Consider the following 16,671-nt stretch of genomic DNA (forward strand, 5'->3'; position numbering starts at 1 on the left):
GCCAGGCGGTGCGCCGGCCTTGCGGTCGGCGCGACACCCCTGTTTAATGTGGCCCTCCCGGGCCAGAGCGCCCTCTGCTGGCGTGGTCTCAAGCGCATCATGACACCGACTTCTCCCCACCCACTCCGTGAGCCGGCACCCGAGGCGCGCGCCCACCTCACCCGCATCGAGCGAGTGCTCGACTACATCCATGCCAATCTGGATCAGCCGCTCTCCCTGGAGGCGCTGGCACGGCAGAGCTGCTGGTCCCGCTGGCAGTTGCAACGGGTATTCCTGCATGAGACGGGCCAGACGGTGGCTCACTATGTGCGCGAGCTGAAGCTGAGCATGGCGGCGGAGGCGCTGCTCTCCACCCGGCTGCGGGTGCTGGATGTGGCGCTGGATCACGGGTTTGGCTCGGAAGTGAGTTTCAGCCGCGCCTTCAAGCAGCAATTTGGCTGCTCGCCGCTGGCGTATCGCAAGCGGGGCCTGCGGCTGGGGCTGCGCACGCCCCTGGTGCGGGCGGCGGTCCCCCGCTCTGCCTCTCCCAATCTGGTGCAGGTGCGCATAGAGAGCCTGCCGGTGTTCACCTTGCAGGGAGTCAGGGGCACGATCCGGGGGTTGTTCGATGCCTCACCGGATTTTCAGCAGACGGTGCCCGCCATCTGGCGAGCGCTGCGCGAGACGGGGGCGCTGGGCCTGTCGAAGGAATGGCTGGGGGTGGTGGATGTGTCGGGGGCAGGGGAGCGGCTGCCTTACTGGGCCGGAGTGGCCACGACGGCGCCTACGCCCCCCGGCCTGTCGAGTCTCGACGTGCCGGCTCAGGAGTATGCCGTGCTCACCCACAAAGGACCCATTGCCCAGCTGGGGGAGAGCCTGCACTGGTTCATCCTGCACTGGCTGCCGGAGTCGGCATACCGGGGGCTGGACGGTTTCGAGCTGGAGCGCTATGCCCCCGGCTTTGACGGCCAGCAGCCCGACGCCACCATGGAGTACTGGCTGCCCGTCGCCCCCCGTTAGGGAAGGAGGCTCATTTCGGCATGGCGCCGGGATGGCTCCGGGCGTGTGGCGCTGGCCAGGAGATCAGTGAACTGGGCCGGTGGCAGCGGCTTGGCGAAGTAGAAGCCCTGCAAGTAGTCGATGCCATAGTGGCGTGCCATCTCGACCTGCTCCTGGGTCTCCACCCCCTCGGCGACCAGAGCCAGCCCCATGCGATGGGCGAGATCCAGGATGTTTTCGACGATATGGCGGGAGGGGCCTTCCTCTTTCATTCCTTTGATAAAGCTGCGATCGATTTTGATGATGTCCACATGGAACATCTGCAGATAGCAGAGGCTGGAGTGGCCGGTGCCAAAGTCATCGATGGCGATGAGCACGCCCAGCTCGTCCAGGGCATCGAAGATGGCGCGGGTCTGCTCGTCCGCATCCACCATCTCCCGCTCCGTCACCTCGAGCACTAGGCGCAGATCCTGGCCCGGGAAAGCGCGAAGAAAGTCGCGGCACTCGGCGACGATGTCCTGGTTTTTGAAGTGCTGGGCGCAGACATTGACGGCGACGTGAAAGCCGGGGGGCAGCCTGTCGGCCACCCCGACCAGATAATCCCGGGTCTGGGCCATCAACTGGCGAGTCATCGGCACTATGTAGCCGCACTCCTCCGCGAGGGGGATGAAGTGGTTGGGGGCAATCATCCCTTGTGTGGGATGACGCCAGCGCATCAACACTTCACAACCGCGCAGGCGCCCCTGCCTGTCCATCACGGGTTGCAGGTGGGGGATGAACTCCCGGGCCGCCATGGCTCTGGCAAGCTCGCTGCGAGGGGAGCCGCTGCGCCCCCTCAGATAGAAGGTGAGCAGCCCCAGCAACAGCGCCAGCACAGGGGCGGCAAGCAGGTTCTCCTGGTTGTACGCCCAGGCAAACGCCAGCACTTCCTTGTAACCGTTGAGCGCCACCAGGCGATAGGGATGAGCGGTGGGATCGCTCTGTTGCAGACGTTGTCCCCCTTCCAGCAGGCGGGCTGCGGGCAGGGTCCTGCCATGGCCATCGAGGGCCTGGTCCCCGAGGAGGAAGAAGAGGTTGTCCTCTCCCATCACGGCCTGCAAGGCGCCGAAGATGTGGAAGCCGTCCAGCTCCACCAGCAAGGTGCGATCGCCGGATGGCTGACGGTAGAGGATGGAGGTCTGCCCGGTGATGGGGCTGTGTCTGGCGAGGATCAGCGTCTGGTTGCCCGCCGGGCCGCGAGGAATATCCCGGGTGAGGATGGGCCTGTGCAGGGTGGTACAGCGCAGTTGCTGCCCCTCCAGCACATAGAGTGCCCGCGCATAGGGGGAGGCGGTGATGAGGTCGCGCAGGGCCAGTTGCTCATCCTGACAGCGGCCCATGGCGAGGGGGCGGGCGGCCTCGACCAGGGACTGACTGTCGTTGATGGCGCTCTCTATCATGGCCCGGGCATGGTTCAGGCTGCGCGCGTTGTCCTTGCGAAGGCCGCTGGCCGCCTGCAGGAGGTTGAGGGCGGTGAGGCCGACCAGCAAGAGGAGCCCGAGCACGATGGCCAGACGCAGACGCTGTGCAAGGGGATCAGTCGGCATGGTGCACCCGATTCTTGCCGGCATCCTTGGCCTGATAGAGCGCCTGATCGACCCGCGCCAGCAGTTGCTCGGCGGACTCCTGTCGCCACAGTCCCAGCCCGGCAGAGAAGGTCACCACCAGGTCCGGTTCGCGCCATGGTCGCTGTGCCACCTGGGTGCGCCACTGCTCGAGCATCGTCCGTGCTCTGGTGCTGTCATCCCCGGGAATGATGATGGCCAGCTCCTCGCCGCCGTAGCGGTAGAGGGTGGCCTCCTGGCCTGCAATCTGCCGCCCTTCCCGGGCAACCGCCCGCAGGACGTCGTCACCGACCGGGTGGCCGTGGGTGTCATTGATGGATTTGAAGTTGTCCAGATCGATCAACCCCAGGCAGAAAGGGCGGCCGGCGATCAGCTGGTCGTCGAGTGCCTTGTCAAAGCAGCGGCGATTGAACAGACCCGTCAGGGCATCCGTGTTGGACGCCTCCACGGCTTCCAGCATCTGGCGATGGCCGCTCTGGATCTCCTGGCGCAACTGATCCCCTGGTTTGCCCGCGTGGATGCGTCCGGTGCGCATCAGGGCGATGATCTCGAAAATCATCTTGCTGAGCACATGACGCAAGGACCACCAGCAGAGCAGGCAGATCAGCATGCAGCCCACCAGGGTGATCTGGAGCTGGTGGGACTCGCTGCTGCTTACCTCCTTGAACCTGGCATCGCTGACGGCATAGATGACGAACCAGTCCGGGTTGGAGAAGGAGTAGTAGTAGAGGTGGGTCTGGCGCTTTGCATCGAAGAGGTGGTCGGCGCCGTTGGTCATCTGCTCGATGAGCCGGCGGTCCACGCGATGGCGAAACAGGTTCCCCACATCCGAATGCAGCAGGATGTCGCCCGCCCGATCGACCAGGTAGAACTCCCCCTTGAGAGGGCTCATGAGCTGACGCAGGGGATAGCTCATCTGCTCGAGATCCACGTTCATGGCCAGGGTGCCGAGGAAGAACCCCTCCTTGTCGAGCAGGGGGCGGGAGACGGAGACGCTGCGGCTCTTGTCATCGAACTTGCTGGTGTAGTGGTCGGTGTAGTGCACGAAGAGGGTTCGCACGGCGGCCGCGAGAAACCAGGGGCGCTCCCTGGCATCAAAGTGCTCCCCGACCGGCAGATGGGGGATGGCGTTGAACCGCCCCTGCGGATCGGCGAGCAGGATGCTCTTCACATAGGGGGTGAGCGCCAACGTTTGCATCAGGGAGAGGCCAAGGGGCGTGTGATCCTCATTGAGGAAGGCATCCAGGCCTGATTCATCGATGACACTGCCCGTTTCGTTGAGGACATGCTCCAGTGACTTGAACTGTGGCTCGATGGACTGGGTCGCCATGTTGTGCACGAACATGGCCGCCACCTTGTGGTACTTGCGCTCGGCAGAGGTCCGGATGCTGACACTGACGGCCATCAGGGCGATAAGCAGGGTCAGGATGATGACTCCGAAGGTGAAGTTGAGCTGGGTATCGCAGTGCAGATTTTGGTGGGCGGTCTCATTCATAGGCGTGTGCTGATGGCTTGGTATTGTCTCAATCAGGGCTGATAAAAGGGTGGGCATGCTATCGCCTCCTTTATCAATAGCGATTGACCAGGATCAACAAGGGGAGGGAGAACGCGACCATACTTGTCTGATGAGTGTGAATATGGGGGTTAAAATGCCGCCATGTTCTGAATATGTGATGGTTACTTGCTAGTTGGCTGTGAAAGTGAAGGCGGTGACCTTCATCAGGTGGCCATGATGAGCCTTCCCTGAGAGCTTCGACGGCGTTGCCATCTTGCCTCCGATAGGAGATGGCGTGCCTGCCACCCTCGCTTTTCCCGCTTCCCCGCCAACATGCCCCAAATTGTTAATATCGGGGCAAAATAGAACAATAAAATGCAAATGATATTTGTTACTATTCACATGCAGTAAGTAATCGAGGATCAGATGCAGCTTGTTCACCCCCCTTTGACCCTGGTCGCCGTGACCATCTCCACCCTGCTTGCAGGCTCTGTACAGGCCGCCACACCCGAAAGCCAGGATACGGCCACCGCCGACGAGACCCTGACCGTGCTCGGCCAGACCTATCGCAACACCGCGACCAAGACCCGGCTCGACCCCATCGAGACGCCCCAGGCCATCTCGGTGGTGGATGGGGAGACCCTGTCGCTGCGCGGTGTCAGTTCGGTGAGCGAGGCGCTGCGCTACGTGCCCGGCGTCAACACCGAGCTGCGGGGCGGGGCGGTCAACCGGCTGGATCTGTTCAACATCCGTGGCTTTGACAACTACCAGAACTTCTATGACGGCCTGCTGCTCCAGTACAACGACTGGAACCTGCAACCCCAGATAGATCCGGTGGCCATCGAGCAGCTGGAGGTGTTCAAGGGGCCGACATCGGTGCTCTATGGCAGCATGCCCCCCGGCGGCATGGTCAACCTCATCGCCAAGCGCCCCCAGCGGGAGAGCAAGCACAACGTGAGCGTGGCGACCGGCACGGGCACCCTCAAGGAGATGACCCTCGACAGCACCGGTGCCATCAACGAGCAGCTCGCCTATCGGCTGGTGGGACTGGCCCGGGAGAAGGATGGCCAGGCGGTGACCTCGAAGGAGGAGCGCTACGTCTTTGCGCCGTCCCTGGACTGGCAGCTCGGCGAGCGCACCCTGCTGAACCTCAACCTTTACTACCAGAAGGATCCCGAGGCCGGCATCTACACCACTGTGCCCGCCAGCGGCTCGGCCAAGTCCAACCCCCTGGGGCAGCTTGGCAGCGACACCTTCCTTGGCGACGAGAACTGGAACGAGTACAACCGGGATGTGACCCTGTTGGGCTACAAGCTGAGCCACGACTTCAACGAGCGCTGGCAGGTGCTGCAAAATGCCCGCTACATGGATGCGTCCGCCTATCAGCGCAACACCTACAACGCGGCCCTGGCGGCGGACAACCGCACCCTGGCACGAAACGCCTATCTCACCGATGAAGACTCTCGCGGCGTTGTCATCGACAACCAGCTGGCGGGCAAGGTGCAGACGGGCTCTGCCCAGCACAACCTGCTGCTCGGGGTCGATTACCAGTACCTGGATGCCCATATCCTCTACCGGGATACCCTCGACTACTCGGCGCCCAGCATCGACATTTTCAACCCGAACCATAGCCAGATAGTCCCAGAGGCACTCACTTTCAACTACCAGGATAAAAAGGTGATCCGTCAGTCCCAGACCGGCGTCTATCTGCAGGATCAGGTGCGCCTCGATCGGCTGGTGGCCATCGGCGGCGCCCGCTACGACCGTTACCGGATGGACACCGACAGCCGGACCCTCTATCAGGGGGCGGACAGCCAGTCCCTGGCCCACATCGATCAGGACAACCTCTCCTTCCGCGTCGGCGCCCTCTATGAGCTGGATGGTGGCTTCTCCCCCTATGCGAGCTATGCCGAGAGTTTCGAGCCGGTGCCGGGGGCGGACAAGCAGGGCCAGGCGTTCAAACCGGCGACCGGTCATCAGTGGGAAGGGGGCGTCAAGTTCCTCTCCGACGACATGAGCAAGACGGCGACCCTGTCGGCGTTCCACATCACCAAGAAGAATGCCCTGGTGACGGACCCGGACAATGTCTACGGGCCCAAGCTGCAGACCGGGGAGACGGTCTCCAGGGGCATCGAGCTTGAGGGGAGAGCCGATCTCACCAGCCAGCTGGATCTGGCCCTCAACTACACCCTGATGGACATGGAGATCACGCGCGACACCACCACGCTGCAGGGCAAGACGCCGGTCTGGGTCCCCAGACAGATGGCGTCGCTGTGGAGCAACTACTACCCCGGCGGCAACCTCGAGGGGATGCGGGTGGGCGCCGGCCTGCGCTACGTGGGGGAGGCCGAGATGGATGCCGCCAACACCGACAAGGTACCGGACTACCTCCTGATGGACATGTCCGCCTCCTACGATCTCGCCGCCCTCAGCGCAAGCCTGAAGGGGATGGGGGTATCGCTTGGCGCCAGCAACCTGTTCAACAAGACCTACTACTCCTGCTACGACCAGAACAACTGCTGGTTCGGGGCTGAACGAAGCGTGGAGGCGCGACTCAAATACGCATTCTGACCTTGCGCCCCGGCACGCGCCCGGGGCCCTTTCAACGAATGGGCGAGGAGAGGGGGCGCGGTGTGCCGCGCGGCCTTGGCCGGGAGAAAGCGGACGCGGAACGCGCCCTCGTCTCGGATCACCAGGCCCTGTTCGCGGCGGCGGCCAGCCTGATCCCGTCCCTCAAAGGGAACCTGGTGGCGGCCGGTGACGTGCGCCCGCCACTGACGGATGCCGCCGGAGCGACGTCGGCCGAGGTGGCCGCAGCCCTCCATGCGCACTGGCAGCAGGCACACCCGGAGGCGGGGCCCGCCTACTGGCTCACCCGCAGCTGGGGCATGCTCTGCTGGCAATCCATCTATCTCGCCATGGTGGCCGTCTATCGCCATCAGGCCGTGCCTGCCCTCGACAGGCTGGGACAGGGGCATGAGGCCGGCGTGGTGTCGGGCTTTACCCTGCCGGCCGAGCCCATGATCAGAGGGGAGGCCGGCGTGTTGATCAAAACGGCCGGGGAGCGACTCCAGGCGCACTGGCAGGGGCTGTTCACCCTCCTTGGGACGGCGCAGCGGCTGCGCCCCGGTTTCGTGCGCCCGCTCCTGGCGGACGATCTGCTGGCGGCCCTGGTGCGGGTGCCCGATTTCTTCGGGGAGGTGAGTCGGGAGGAGGTGAGGGCCCATGCCCCCCTCTGGCTTGAATCCTGTGGCCTGCCGTCGGCACATCTGACGGGTTGGCGCGAGGCGGGCCTGCCCCGGGACGAAGCCTTCCCGGGCTATGTGCGCCAGCGCTGCTGCCTGCACTACAAGCGCCGGGATGGGGAGCTTTGTGGCAACTGCCCGCGAAGGCAGGGTGGGGCGAGGGGTGACGAGTGCTGATGCCCGACTCTTCGTCTGCGCGGGCAACCCGTGATGAAAGCCGCCTGATCCTGGCGGCTTTTTTGTGTCCGGCTTACTGGGCCGCCATCCGGGTGCGGATGCGCTCGAACAGGCTCTGCAGGCAGGCCTGATCTTTGTCGGCGGCGCGCACGGCGCCATACATGTGGCGGCGAATGCCCTCCCCGAGAGGGCGCGCCTCAAGCAGGCCCTGGCGCACGAACTCCTCGCTGGCCCAGCGGGGCAGGGCGGCGATCCCGAGCCCGGCGGCGGCCATCTGCAGCATGACAGAGGTGTTGTCCACCGGTTTGCAACGGGCGGGCTCCACCCCGGCCGGTTGCAGGAAACGGCTGAACACGTCCATGCGCGCCCGCTCCACCGGGTAGACCAGCAGCACCTCCGGCCGCAGATCGTCCGGTGCGATGCGCCGCTGCTGGCAGAGGGGGTGATCCGGCGCCATCACCAGGGTGAGATCGAAGGCGAACAGCGGCTCGAAATGAAGATCCCCGCGGGCCTGCACATCCGAGGTGAGCAGCAGGTCGAGCTGGCCGCCAAGCAGGGCACTGATGGCATCGAAACCCGGCACCGACTCCACCTCCAGATCCACGCCGGGCCACTGGCGGCGAAAGTCCGGCAACAGCGGGAGCAGCCACTGGATGCAGCTGTGGCAATCGAGGGCCAGATGCAGCCTGCCCGCCTCGCCGCTGTGCAGGGCGAACAGCTGGCGCTCGGTCTGGGCCAGGGCGGGCAGCACCTGACGGGCCAGGGCCAGCAGATGCTGGCCTGCCGCCGTCAGCACCAGAGGGCGGCTTTTTCGAAGAAACAGCTCCAGATTGAGGCGGGTCTCCAGCTCCTTGAGCTGGTGGGAGAGGGCGGACTGGGTGAGGTTGAGGGTGAGTGCGGCCCCGGCCAGGGACCCTTGCTCGGCCAGGGCGCTGATGGTCTTCAGGTGTTTGAGATCGATGCCCAGATTGCTGCTCTGAGGGGGGCTGGATGGGGTGGGCGCGACCATGGCACTGCTCCTTTGTGCGTCAGTTGAGAAATTCTTGAGAGCCAGTTGAAGAGGATTCAATAGCCAAGATCACCTTATCTTGTCATTTTGGATGTGTAAACATCTGGATGGCCAAACAATCCAGATCCTCATCAGATAAACGAGCATAAGGAATGGAACCTATGACCTGCGCACACACCCTGGGCTTTCCCCGTATCGGCGCCAAGCGCGAACTGAAATTTGCCCTCGAATCCTACTGGCGTGGCGAAACCACCCAGGCCGAGCTGGTCGCCGTGGGCAAGAGCCTGCGTGAGCGCCACTGGCAGGCCCAGCGTACCGCCGGGGTTAACGTGCTGCCGGTGGGAGATTTTGCCTGGTACGATCAGGTGCTGGGTACCAGTCTGCTGGTGGACGCCGTGCCTGCCCGTCACCGCCACGGCGACACCGACCTCGACACCCTGTTCCGGGTGGCCCGTGGCCGTGCGCCGACCGGCCCGGCGGCGGCCGCTGCCGAGATGACCAAATGGTTCAACACCAACTACCACTACCTGGTGCCGGAATTTTACCGTGACCAGCGCTTCAAGCTGGGCTGGAGCCAGCTCTTTGACGAGGTGGAAGAGGCCAAGGCCCTTGGGCTGCCGGTCAAGGCGGTGTTGCTGGGCCCCGTCTCCTACCTGTGGCTTGGCAAGGAGAAAGAGAGCGGCTTCTCCCGTCTCGAACTGCTGGATCGCCTGCTGATCGTCTACCAGGAGATCCTGGCCAAACTGGCGGCCCAGGGGGTGGAGTGGGTGCAAATCGACGAGCCGGCCCTGGCGCTGGACCTGCCGGACGAGTGGCGCCTGGCCTACCTCAAGGCATATGAGCGCCTGAGCGGCCCCTGCAAGCTGCTGCTCACCACCTACTTCGGGTCCGTGGCCCATCAGCGGGACATCATCACCAGTCTGAAGGTGGACGGCCTGCACCTGGATCTGGTGGCGGCCCCCGAGCAGCTGGAGACCCTGGTCCCGCACCTGCCGGCCCAGTGGGTACTCTCGGCGGGTGTCATCAACGGCCGCAACGTCTGGCGTGCCAACCTGGCCAAGCTGGCGCCGACCCTCAAGGCCTTGAAAGAAAAGCTTGGCGAGCGCCTCTGGGTGGCCTCCTCCTGTTCCTTGCTGCACAGCCCGGTGGATTTGACCCTGGAGCACGAGCTGGATCCCCAGACCCGCAGCTGGTTCGCCTTCGCCCTGCAAAAGTGCTATGAGCTGGGGCTGCTGTCCGACTACCTGGACGGTGGCGCCTTGGACAAAATCGAGGCTTACAGCCAGCCCATCGTGGATCGGGAGTCCGACAGCCGGGTTCACAAGAAAGCGGTGCAGTCACGACTCGCCAGCCTGACCAACAGTGACTTCGATCGCCAGAGCGCCTACCCGGTGCGTGCCGACGCGCAGCGCTCGGATCTGAAGCTGCCGCTCCTGCCCACCACCACCATCGGCTCCTTCCCGCAGACCTCTGAAATCCGGGTGCTGCGCCAGGATTGGCGTGCCGGGCGCATCGATGACCAGGCCTACGAGGCGGGCATCCAGGCCCAGATCAAGGACGCCATCGAGCGCCAGGAGGCCATCGGGCTCGACGTGCTGGTGCACGGTGAAGCGGAGCGCAACGACATGGTGGAGTATTTCGGGGAGCTGCTGGACGGCTTTGCCATCACCCGCTTTGGCTGGGTACAGAGCTATGGCTCCCGCTGCGTCAAGCCGCCGGTGATCACCCGTGACATCGACCGTCCGACCCCCATGACCCTTGAGTGGACGAAGTTTGCCCAGAGCCTGACCGACAAGCCGGTGAAGGGTATGCTGACCGGCCCCGTGACCATTCTCTGCTGGTCCTTCCCGCGGGAAGACGTGAGCCGCGAGCAGTCCGCCCTGCAGATTGGCCTGGCCATTCGCGACGAGGTGGCTGACCTGGAAGCCGCCGGCATCAAGATCATCCAGATCGACGAGCCGGCGATCCGCGAAGGGCTGCCCCTGCGCAAGCAGGATCACCAGGCTTACCTGGACTGGGCGGTGCGCGCCTTCCGCCTGAGCGCAAGCCCGGTGGTGGACAGCACCCAGATCCACACCCACATGTGTTACAGCGACTTCAACCTCATCATCGAGGCGGTGGCGGCACTGGACGCGGATGTGATCACCATCGAGACGAGCCGCAGCCAGATGCAGTTGCTCGAAGCGTTCGAGCGCTTCAACTACCCCAACGAGATCGGTCCGGGCGTCTACGACATCCACTCGCCGAACGTACCGAGCCAGGGCTGGATTGAAGACCTCATCCGCAAGGCTGCGCAACAAATCCCGGCAGACCGGCTCTGGGTGAACCCGGACTGCGGCCTCAAGACCCGCGGCTGGGAAGAGACCACCGCTGCCCTGAAGGTGATGGTCGATGCGACCCGGGCGCTGCGCGCCGAGCTGGCCTGAGGGCTTCCATTCACCCGGACGAGCGCCCGGTGAGTGTCACCAAGACGAGAGAGGGAAGGCGACAGCCTTCCCTCTTTTTTGCATGGCCGCTCCCTAGAGGGGGAGCAGGGCGGGCCGGGGTGCGGGCAGGTAGCGGGTTGGGGAAACCGACATCGTCACCCGGTGAGGGGCGCTTGCGAGCGCCTCGGTCAGCCACTGTTGGTCGAGGGGGATGGCATTGCGATCCTCGATCACCAGATTGAGGTGCTGGGCGCCCAGGCACCCGTAGCGGGCGGGGTCGGTCTGGGTAAAGAGGCCAAGACAGGGCACACCGCTGGCGGCAGCCAGGTGCAGGGGACCGGTGTCGGCGCTGACGAAGAGGGAGAGGCCGCCCGTGAAGCGGGCCAGCTCCCCCATGTTGCCAAGGGAAACGTGCACGTCCCCGAGCAGGTGCTCGGGGGCGGCGGGTTCCGCGAGCTGGATCAGCAGGGCATCCGGGCTGTGACGGCGCAGATCCCCAAGCAACCGCTGCCACTGGGGCTGGGAGAGCCCCTTGCCCTTGCGGGCGCCGGTGAAAAAGCCGATCAGAGGACGGCCAGGATGGGCTCGTCGCAGCGCACTCAAGGCCGGGCTTGGCCCCTGCAACAGGCTGCCAAGGGGAATGGGTTCGGCCGGATTGCCCGGTATGCCGAGCAGTTGCAGGGGCTGGTGGGCGTAGTGGCACTCACTGTCCGGAGCCTGCGGACGCTGGAAGATGAGATCCCCGTGGCCATCGTCGAAGCCGCATTTCTCCCGGGCCTGTACCCAGGCGGCGATGAAGTGATCCGTACTGGAGGCGAAGGGGACGTAGACCCAGTCGTAGTGCTGGCGGCGCAGACGCGAGAGTGCCGAGAGAGCGCCCGGCAGGTGTCTGCCCTGCAACCGGATCTGATGAATGCGCCGCAGGGGCAGATCGGCCAGGAAGGGGAGCAGGGTGGTGGGGCTGCACACCAGCTCCAGCTCGGCGTGGGGATGGGCGCGATGAAGTTGGTGCAGGAAGGGCAGCAGGAAGAGGTTGTTGCCGATGCGGTTGGTGCTGCGAATGACCAGGATCCGGCGGGGTGCCTGCGAAGAGGGCGGCAATGCGCTGCGACTGGCAAGCCAGCCGAGCAGGGTTCGCTCCAGTCCCGCCGTCCAGACCCGGCGTTGGCCGTCGAAGCGGCGCAGGGCATCGTTGAGGTGAGTCATACCGTTGGGCTCCAGTGTTGGGATGGTGTAGAGGGTGCCAGCGGACTCTTAAGACAATGTTAAGAAGGGAAAAAGCGTGCGGCTGATGGCCATGGCGGAGCGGGGGGCTGGTGCGGGACGGGGGAAAGTGGCTAGAATTGCGCATTTGAAATAAATGTTATCGTCCGCGGGAGCACCATGCAGTTCAGGGATTTTTTGCCGGTATCGACCAATACCAGCGTCAAAGAGAGTTGTTACGGCGCCCTTGGCGCCCTCATCGGCTTGCTCGGCACCGCCTTGCTGTGTCGCTGGGGGCTGGGGCTCGAGGTGCACTGGCTCATCGCCCCTATGGGGGCCTCCGCCGTGCTGCTGTTTGCAGCCCCGGCCAGCCCCCTGGCCCAGCCCTGGTCCATCCTTGTGGGCAACGGGGTCTCGGCCCTGATGGGGGTATTGAGCGCGAACCTGGTGCCGGACATGGCTATCGCCTCGGCCCTGGCGGTGATGCTGGCCATCGCCGCCATGTTCCTCACCCGCAGCCTGCACCCGCCCGGCGGCGCCGTGGCCCTGACCGCCGTCATCGGCGGCGAGGGGATCCGGGCGCTCGGGGTCGGCTACGTGCTGCTGCCGGTGCTGCTCAACTCCCTGTTGCTGCTGAGTCTGGGCTTGCTCTACAACCGCGCCCTGGGGCGTCGTTATCCCCATGGCGGCAAGGCGGCGCCCAATCGCCACCAGACGGCGGATCCCCAGCCGAGTGCCCGGCTCGCCACTCAGGACATCGACTTTGCCCTGGAAAAACACGGGGAGCTGCTGGACATCAGCCGCCAGGATCTGCAGGAGCTGCTGCAGGAGGCCCAGCTTCACGCCCTGCGGGGGCGAGTGGGGACGGTACGGTGCCAGGATGTGATGTCGCGGGATCTCGTCGTGACGACGCCACAGGCGCTCGCCATGGAGGCGTGGCATCTGCTCTCCCACCACCAGATCAAGGCGCTACCGGTGGTGGATGAGGGGGAGAGGCTGGTCGGCATCATCACCCTGCACGACCTGATGATCGACCGGGCGGGTCGCCAGCCGAGGGCGAAGGAGGCCCTTGAGCAGCAGCAGGTGGCAGATCTGATGACCCGGGAGGTGCAGACGGCGCGGCGCTACCAGCCTCTCTACGATCTGGTGGAGGCCTTCTCCGACGGGGGGCTGCACCACATGCCGGTGGTGGAGGGGGAGCAGCTGGTGGGCATCATCACCCAGTCCGACATGGTGGCGGCGCTCTTCACGCTGGCCCTGAAACCCGGACTGACGAGCGAGGAGGCGACCCCGGTGTCGTCGTAGCCAGGGGGGCAAGAAAAAAGAGGGCGTGCCAGGCACGCCCTCTTTTTTCGCAGACTCGCACAGACGGTGCCAACGCCTAGCCGTAGCGGGCCAGGGTGAGCCCCTCGTCGCTGATATCCGGGGTATTGCCCGAGATGAGATCGCTGAGCAACTGGCCCGATCCTGCCGCCATGGTCCAGCCCAGGGTGCCGTGGCCGGTATTGAGCCAGAGCCCGGGGATGGGGCTTGGGCCCACCAGGGGCGTGCCGTCCGGCGTCATGGGGCGCAGCCCGGTCCAGAAGGTGGCCTGCTCCAGATTTCCCCCCTGGGGGAAGAGATCCCTCACCACCATGGCCAGGGTATCGTGGCGCCTCGGGTTGAGCGCCAGGTTGAAGCCCGAGAGTTCGGCCATGCCCCCCACCCGGATCCGTTCGTCGAAGCGGGTGATGGCGACCTTGTAGGTCTCGTCCAGCACGGTGCTGCGCGGGGCGCCCTCGGCATCCGTCATCGGCAGGGTGAGGGAGTACCCCTTGACCGGGTAGACGGGGAGCTCAATTCCGAGGGGGCGCAGGAAGCCGGTGCCATAACTGCCGAGGGCACAGACGATGGCGTCGGCCTGGAAGCGCTGCTCGCCGGCACGGACCGCCACGGCGCGTCCCTTCGCGATCTCGACCTCGTCGATGGCGCAGTTGAAGACGAAGTTCACCCCGAGCCGACGCGCCTCGTCCGCCAGGGCCTGGGTGAAGCGGAAACAGTCACCGGTTTCATCTCCCGGCAGGCGCAGGCCGCCCACCACCTTGCCACGCACCCTTGCCAAGGCGGGCTCGACCTCCTCGCAGCCGTCGGCATTCAGAGACTGATAGGGGACGCCGTACTCCTCGAGCACGGCGATGTCGCGCTGGCTGGCATCGAGCTGTGCCTGACTGCGAAACAGTTGCAGGGTGCCGAGCTGGCGCCCTTCGTAGTCGAGCGCCAGCTCGCCCCGCAACTGCTTCATGCAGTCGCGGCTGTATTCAGCCAGTCGCACCATGCGCCCCTTGTTGACCGCATAGGCTGCCGGGGTGCAGTTGGCGAACATCTTCAGCATCCAGCGCAGCTGGAAGGGGTCCGAGGTGGGCCGCACCGTGAAGGGGGCGTGCTTTTGCAGCAGCCATTTGGCGGCCTTGAGGGGAATGCCGGGGGCAGCCCAGGGGGAAGCATAACCCGGTGAGATCTGACCCGCGTTGGCATGGCTGGTTTCAAGGGCCACCCCGTCACGCCGCTCCAGCAGGGTCACCTTGTGACCGGCCTTGGCCAGATACCAGGCGCTGGTCACACCGACCACGCCACCACCGAGTACCACTATGTCCATCTTGTCTCTCCTTGACTGGGGCCTCCACCTTAATCAGCCGCCACAGGATATTCAACTGGTGTCGATATCATTGGTGGTTATCGCTATTCACATTTTGTTAACTGGCTCTCAATGTTGTCATTTGCTGACTTTCTGGCATGAAATCCGGTCGATTCAGAGCCGTTCCAGATGGAGCAGATGATGCTCTGCCGTCGTCAGGATGGCTTGCTGCTGTTCTGTAGTTTGGCCATCCCAGTTGGCATAGGGCAGGGCGAGGCGAGGGTTGTTGCCAAGTTTGTCCCGGTTGCGCCAGAGAAAGTGCCAATAGAGGCTGTTGAAGGGGCAGCTGTCCGGCCCGCTGCGGGCCTTCACTTGATAGTGACACCCCTTGCAGTAGTGACCCATCCGCTCGAGATAGGCGCCGCTGCTGGCGTAGGGCTTGCTGCCCATCAGACCGCCATCGGCAAACTGGCTCATGCCGCGGGTGTTGGGCAGCTCCACCCACTCGATGGCGTCCACATAGATGCCCAGATACCAGGCATCTACCTCGTCAGGGTGGATCCCCGCCAGCAGGGCGAAGTTGCCGGTCACCATCAGCCGCTGGATATGGTGGGCATAGGCGTGCTCCAGAGACTGTCGAAGGGCGTGACGCACGCAGGCCATGCTAGTTTCTCCATTCCAGAAAAAACCGGGCAGGGGGCGCTCGGCCCCGAGAAAGTTGGTGCGCCGATACTCGGGCATCTTTTCCCAGTAGAGGGCGCGGACAAACTCGCGCCAGCCGAGGATCTGGCGGATGAACCCCTCCACCTGCGCCAGGGAAATGGTGGCCTGATTGGCCTGCCAGTGAGCTTGCGCAGCGCGGATCACCTCGAGGGGATGGAGCATCTTGCTGTTCATGGAAAACGACAAGCGGCTGTGGAACAGGCTCCAGCCCCGTTCGCTCAGGGCGTCCTGATAGCGGCCGAAGTGGAGCAGGCAGTGTGCAAGGAAGTGTTCAAGCAGTGCGCGGCTCTGGCGCCGGGTGACGGGCCAGGGCAGGGCGCCCGCATCGGCACTGCCGATGGTGGCGACGCCGTGGCGGGTCAGCATGGCATCGATGTCGCTCACCTCGTTGGCAAAGGTGAGGGGCGCCGGGATGGGTTGGCTCGCCGGCAATTTGGCGCGATTCTCGGCATCGAAGTTCCAGCGCCCCCCAAGGGGTTGGCCGCGCTCATCGAGCAACACCCGGTACTGCTTTCGCAGGGTGCGGTAGAAGAACTCCATCCGGCTGTGGGGGTAGCGTCGCCAGCCATCGCGGGGGGTGAGAAAATGTTCGCTGTCCACCTCAACGGTCGGGATGGCAAGGCCTGAGGCCCACTGGGTCAGCTGGCTTGCAAGGCGCCACTCGTCCGGGCTCTGCCAGGCGAAGCGCTCGGCCTGATGCGCTTCGAGCTGGGCCGCCAGCAAGCTCGGCAAATCGGGCCAGGGGGCGCTCTCATCGAGAGTCAGGTAGCAGACCCGGTGGCCCGCCTTGGTGAGGGCGGCGGCGAAGGCGCGCATGGCGGCAAAGAAGGCGAGCACCTTCTGGCGATGGTGGCGGCAGTAGTCTGTCTCCTGGCGCAGCTCCGCCATCAGGTAGCAGACAGCGGGATCCTGCGTGCGAAACCAGCTGTGACCTGCGTTCAGTTGATCTCCGAGAATGAGGCGCAGCTCCATCAGGGGTGCTCCTTCCGACGACGGCAGCGTTCGCTGCAATAGCGCACTTCCTGCCAGCAGCGGGCCCACTTGCGCCGCCAGGCAAAAGGACGCAGGCAGATGGGACAGATCTTCTCGGGTAGATGGGGTTTGAGGTGCATGTGGCGGCCCTGTTGATGCCCTTGGTTTCTCTCTGCCTCCTTAACGAAGCACCATACGGTCGGGATCACCGGGGGAGCAGAAAGA

Annotated in this window: 13 protein-coding genes; 5 read left to right on the top strand and 8 right to left on the bottom strand. The window is 64.6% G+C overall.

The genetic code is table 11. The features are described 5' to 3' along the window. Positions 1–99: 99 nt before the first annotated feature. Complete coding sequence (locus tag ACPW74_RS07740; RefSeq protein ID WP_202041667.1) at positions 100–999, top strand: AraC family transcriptional regulator; 900 nt, start codon at positions 100–102, stop codon at positions 997–999. Here the strand turns inward: ACPW74_RS07740 and ACPW74_RS07745 are convergent. From ACPW74_RS07745 to ACPW74_RS07755, 3 genes are all read right to left on the bottom strand, one after another. Continuing rightward, on the bottom strand, positions 996–2,564 hold the full coding sequence (locus tag ACPW74_RS07745) for an EAL domain-containing protein (RefSeq protein WP_257707311.1): 1,569 nt from the start codon (positions 2,562–2,564) through the stop codon (positions 996–998). The genes ACPW74_RS07740 and ACPW74_RS07745 overlap by 4 nt on opposite strands. Continuing rightward, positions 2,554–4,077, bottom strand: coding sequence for a sensor domain-containing diguanylate cyclase (locus ACPW74_RS07750; protein ID WP_257707312.1), 1,524 nt, complete (start codon positions 4,075–4,077; stop codon positions 2,554–2,556). The genes ACPW74_RS07745 and ACPW74_RS07750 overlap by 11 nt, the downstream gene beginning before the upstream one ends. A 189-nt stretch (positions 4,078–4,266) precedes the next feature. Beyond that, positions 4,267–4,518: a hypothetical protein gene (locus ACPW74_RS07755; RefSeq protein ID WP_257707313.1), complete on the bottom strand. Its 252-nt coding sequence runs from the start codon at positions 4,516–4,518 to the stop codon at positions 4,267–4,269. Between ACPW74_RS07755 and ACPW74_RS07760 the strand changes: the two genes are divergently transcribed. Further along, complete coding sequence (locus ACPW74_RS07760) at positions 4,504–6,648, top strand: TonB-dependent siderophore receptor (RefSeq protein WP_279981410.1); 2,145 nt, start codon at positions 4,504–4,506, stop codon at positions 6,646–6,648. The genes ACPW74_RS07755 and ACPW74_RS07760 overlap by 15 nt on opposite strands. A gap of 38 nt (positions 6,649–6,686) precedes the next feature. Then, complete coding sequence (locus tag ACPW74_RS07765) at positions 6,687–7,499, top strand: siderophore ferric iron reductase (protein ID WP_190285540.1); 813 nt, start codon at positions 6,687–6,689, stop codon at positions 7,497–7,499. Between the two features lie 73 nt (positions 7,500–7,572). Here the strand turns inward: ACPW74_RS07765 and ACPW74_RS07770 are convergent, their stop codons facing one another. Next, on the bottom strand, positions 7,573–8,508 hold the full coding sequence (locus tag ACPW74_RS07770) for a LysR substrate-binding domain-containing protein (protein WP_279981409.1): 936 nt from the start codon (positions 8,506–8,508) through the stop codon (positions 7,573–7,575). Positions 8,509–8,669: 161 nt separating this feature from the next. Here ACPW74_RS07770 and metE point away from each other — a divergent pair, with 161 nt between their 5' ends. Then, entirely contained in the window at positions 8,670–10,934 is a 2,265-nt protein-coding gene (gene metE / locus ACPW74_RS07775) for a 5-methyltetrahydropteroyltriglutamate--homocysteine S-methyltransferase (protein ID WP_257707317.1), read from the top strand. A gap of 93 nt (positions 10,935–11,027) precedes the next feature. Here metE and ACPW74_RS07780 read toward each other — a convergent pair whose 3' ends face one another. After that, a complete protein-coding gene (locus tag ACPW74_RS07780) occupies positions 11,028–12,140 on the bottom strand; it encodes a glycosyltransferase family 9 protein (RefSeq protein ID WP_257707318.1) in 1,113 nt (370 codons plus the stop codon). A 177-nt stretch (positions 12,141–12,317) separates the two neighbouring features. Between ACPW74_RS07780 and ACPW74_RS07785 the strand changes: the two genes are divergently transcribed. Beyond that, the gene (locus ACPW74_RS07785; protein WP_257707319.1) at positions 12,318–13,442 is read left to right on the top strand and encodes an HPP family protein; all 1,125 of its coding nucleotides are present in this window, start codon (positions 12,318–12,320) and stop codon (positions 13,440–13,442) included. A gap of 76 nt (positions 13,443–13,518) precedes the next feature. Here the strand turns inward: ACPW74_RS07785 and ACPW74_RS07790 are convergent, their stop codons facing one another. The 3 genes from ACPW74_RS07790 to ACPW74_RS07800 form a co-directional block, all read right to left on the bottom strand. After that, positions 13,519–14,772 (bottom strand): D-amino acid dehydrogenase, encoded by a 1,254-nt coding sequence (locus ACPW74_RS07790; protein ID WP_048207828.1) that lies wholly within the window; start codon positions 14,770–14,772, stop codon positions 13,519–13,521. Between the two features lie 153 nt (positions 14,773–14,925). Beyond that, on the bottom strand, positions 14,926–16,446 hold the full coding sequence (locus tag ACPW74_RS07795) for a cryptochrome/photolyase family protein (protein WP_425858855.1): 1,521 nt from the start codon (positions 16,444–16,446) through the stop codon (positions 14,926–14,928). Continuing rightward, entirely contained in the window at positions 16,446–16,586 is a 141-nt protein-coding gene (locus tag ACPW74_RS07800) for a DUF2256 domain-containing protein (protein ID WP_339332118.1), read from the bottom strand. Before ACPW74_RS07800 ends, ACPW74_RS07795 begins: the two co-directional genes overlap by 1 nt. Positions 16,587–16,671: the final 85 nt, after the last annotated feature.

The sequence above is a fragment of the Aeromonas sp. INTO2 genome (assembly GCF_049860605.1).
GTDB classification, from domain to species: domain Bacteria; phylum Pseudomonadota; class Gammaproteobacteria; order Enterobacterales; family Aeromonadaceae; genus Aeromonas; species Aeromonas caviae.

What these genes read in the sequence shown, in the direction of transcription:
- ACPW74_RS07740 (WP_202041667.1), top strand. Translation starts at nt 100, where the DNA reads ATGACACCGACTTCTCCCCACCCACTCCGTGAGCCGGCACCCGAGGCG.
- ACPW74_RS07745 (WP_257707311.1), bottom strand. Translation starts at nt 2,564, where the DNA reads ATGCCGACTGATCCCCTTGCACAGCGTCTGCGTCTGGCCATCGTGCTC.
- ACPW74_RS07750 (WP_257707312.1), bottom strand. Translation starts at nt 4,077, where the DNA reads ATGAATGAGACCGCCCACCAAAATCTGCACTGCGATACCCAGCTCAAC.
- ACPW74_RS07760 (WP_279981410.1), top strand. Translation starts at nt 4,504, where the DNA reads ATGCAGCTTGTTCACCCCCCTTTGACCCTGGTCGCCGTGACCATCTCC.
- ACPW74_RS07765 (WP_190285540.1), top strand. Translation starts at nt 6,687, where the DNA reads ATGGGCGAGGAGAGGGGGCGCGGTGTGCCGCGCGGCCTTGGCCGGGAG.
- ACPW74_RS07770 (WP_279981409.1), bottom strand. Translation starts at nt 8,508, where the DNA reads ATGGTCGCGCCCACCCCATCCAGCCCCCCTCAGAGCAGCAATCTGGGC.
- metE (WP_257707317.1), top strand. Translation starts at nt 8,670, where the DNA reads ATGACCTGCGCACACACCCTGGGCTTTCCCCGTATCGGCGCCAAGCGC.
- ACPW74_RS07780 (WP_257707318.1), bottom strand. Translation starts at nt 12,140, where the DNA reads ATGACTCACCTCAACGATGCCCTGCGCCGCTTCGACGGCCAACGCCGG.
- ACPW74_RS07785 (WP_257707319.1), top strand. Translation starts at nt 12,318, where the DNA reads ATGCAGTTCAGGGATTTTTTGCCGGTATCGACCAATACCAGCGTCAAA.
- ACPW74_RS07790 (WP_048207828.1), bottom strand. Translation starts at nt 14,772, where the DNA reads ATGGACATAGTGGTACTCGGTGGTGGCGTGGTCGGTGTGACCAGCGCC.
- ACPW74_RS07795 (WP_425858855.1), bottom strand. Translation starts at nt 16,446, where the DNA reads ATGGAGCTGCGCCTCATTCTCGGAGATCAACTGAACGCAGGTCACAGC.
- ACPW74_RS07800 (WP_339332118.1), bottom strand. Translation starts at nt 16,586, where the DNA reads ATGCACCTCAAACCCCATCTACCCGAGAAGATCTGTCCCATCTGCCTG.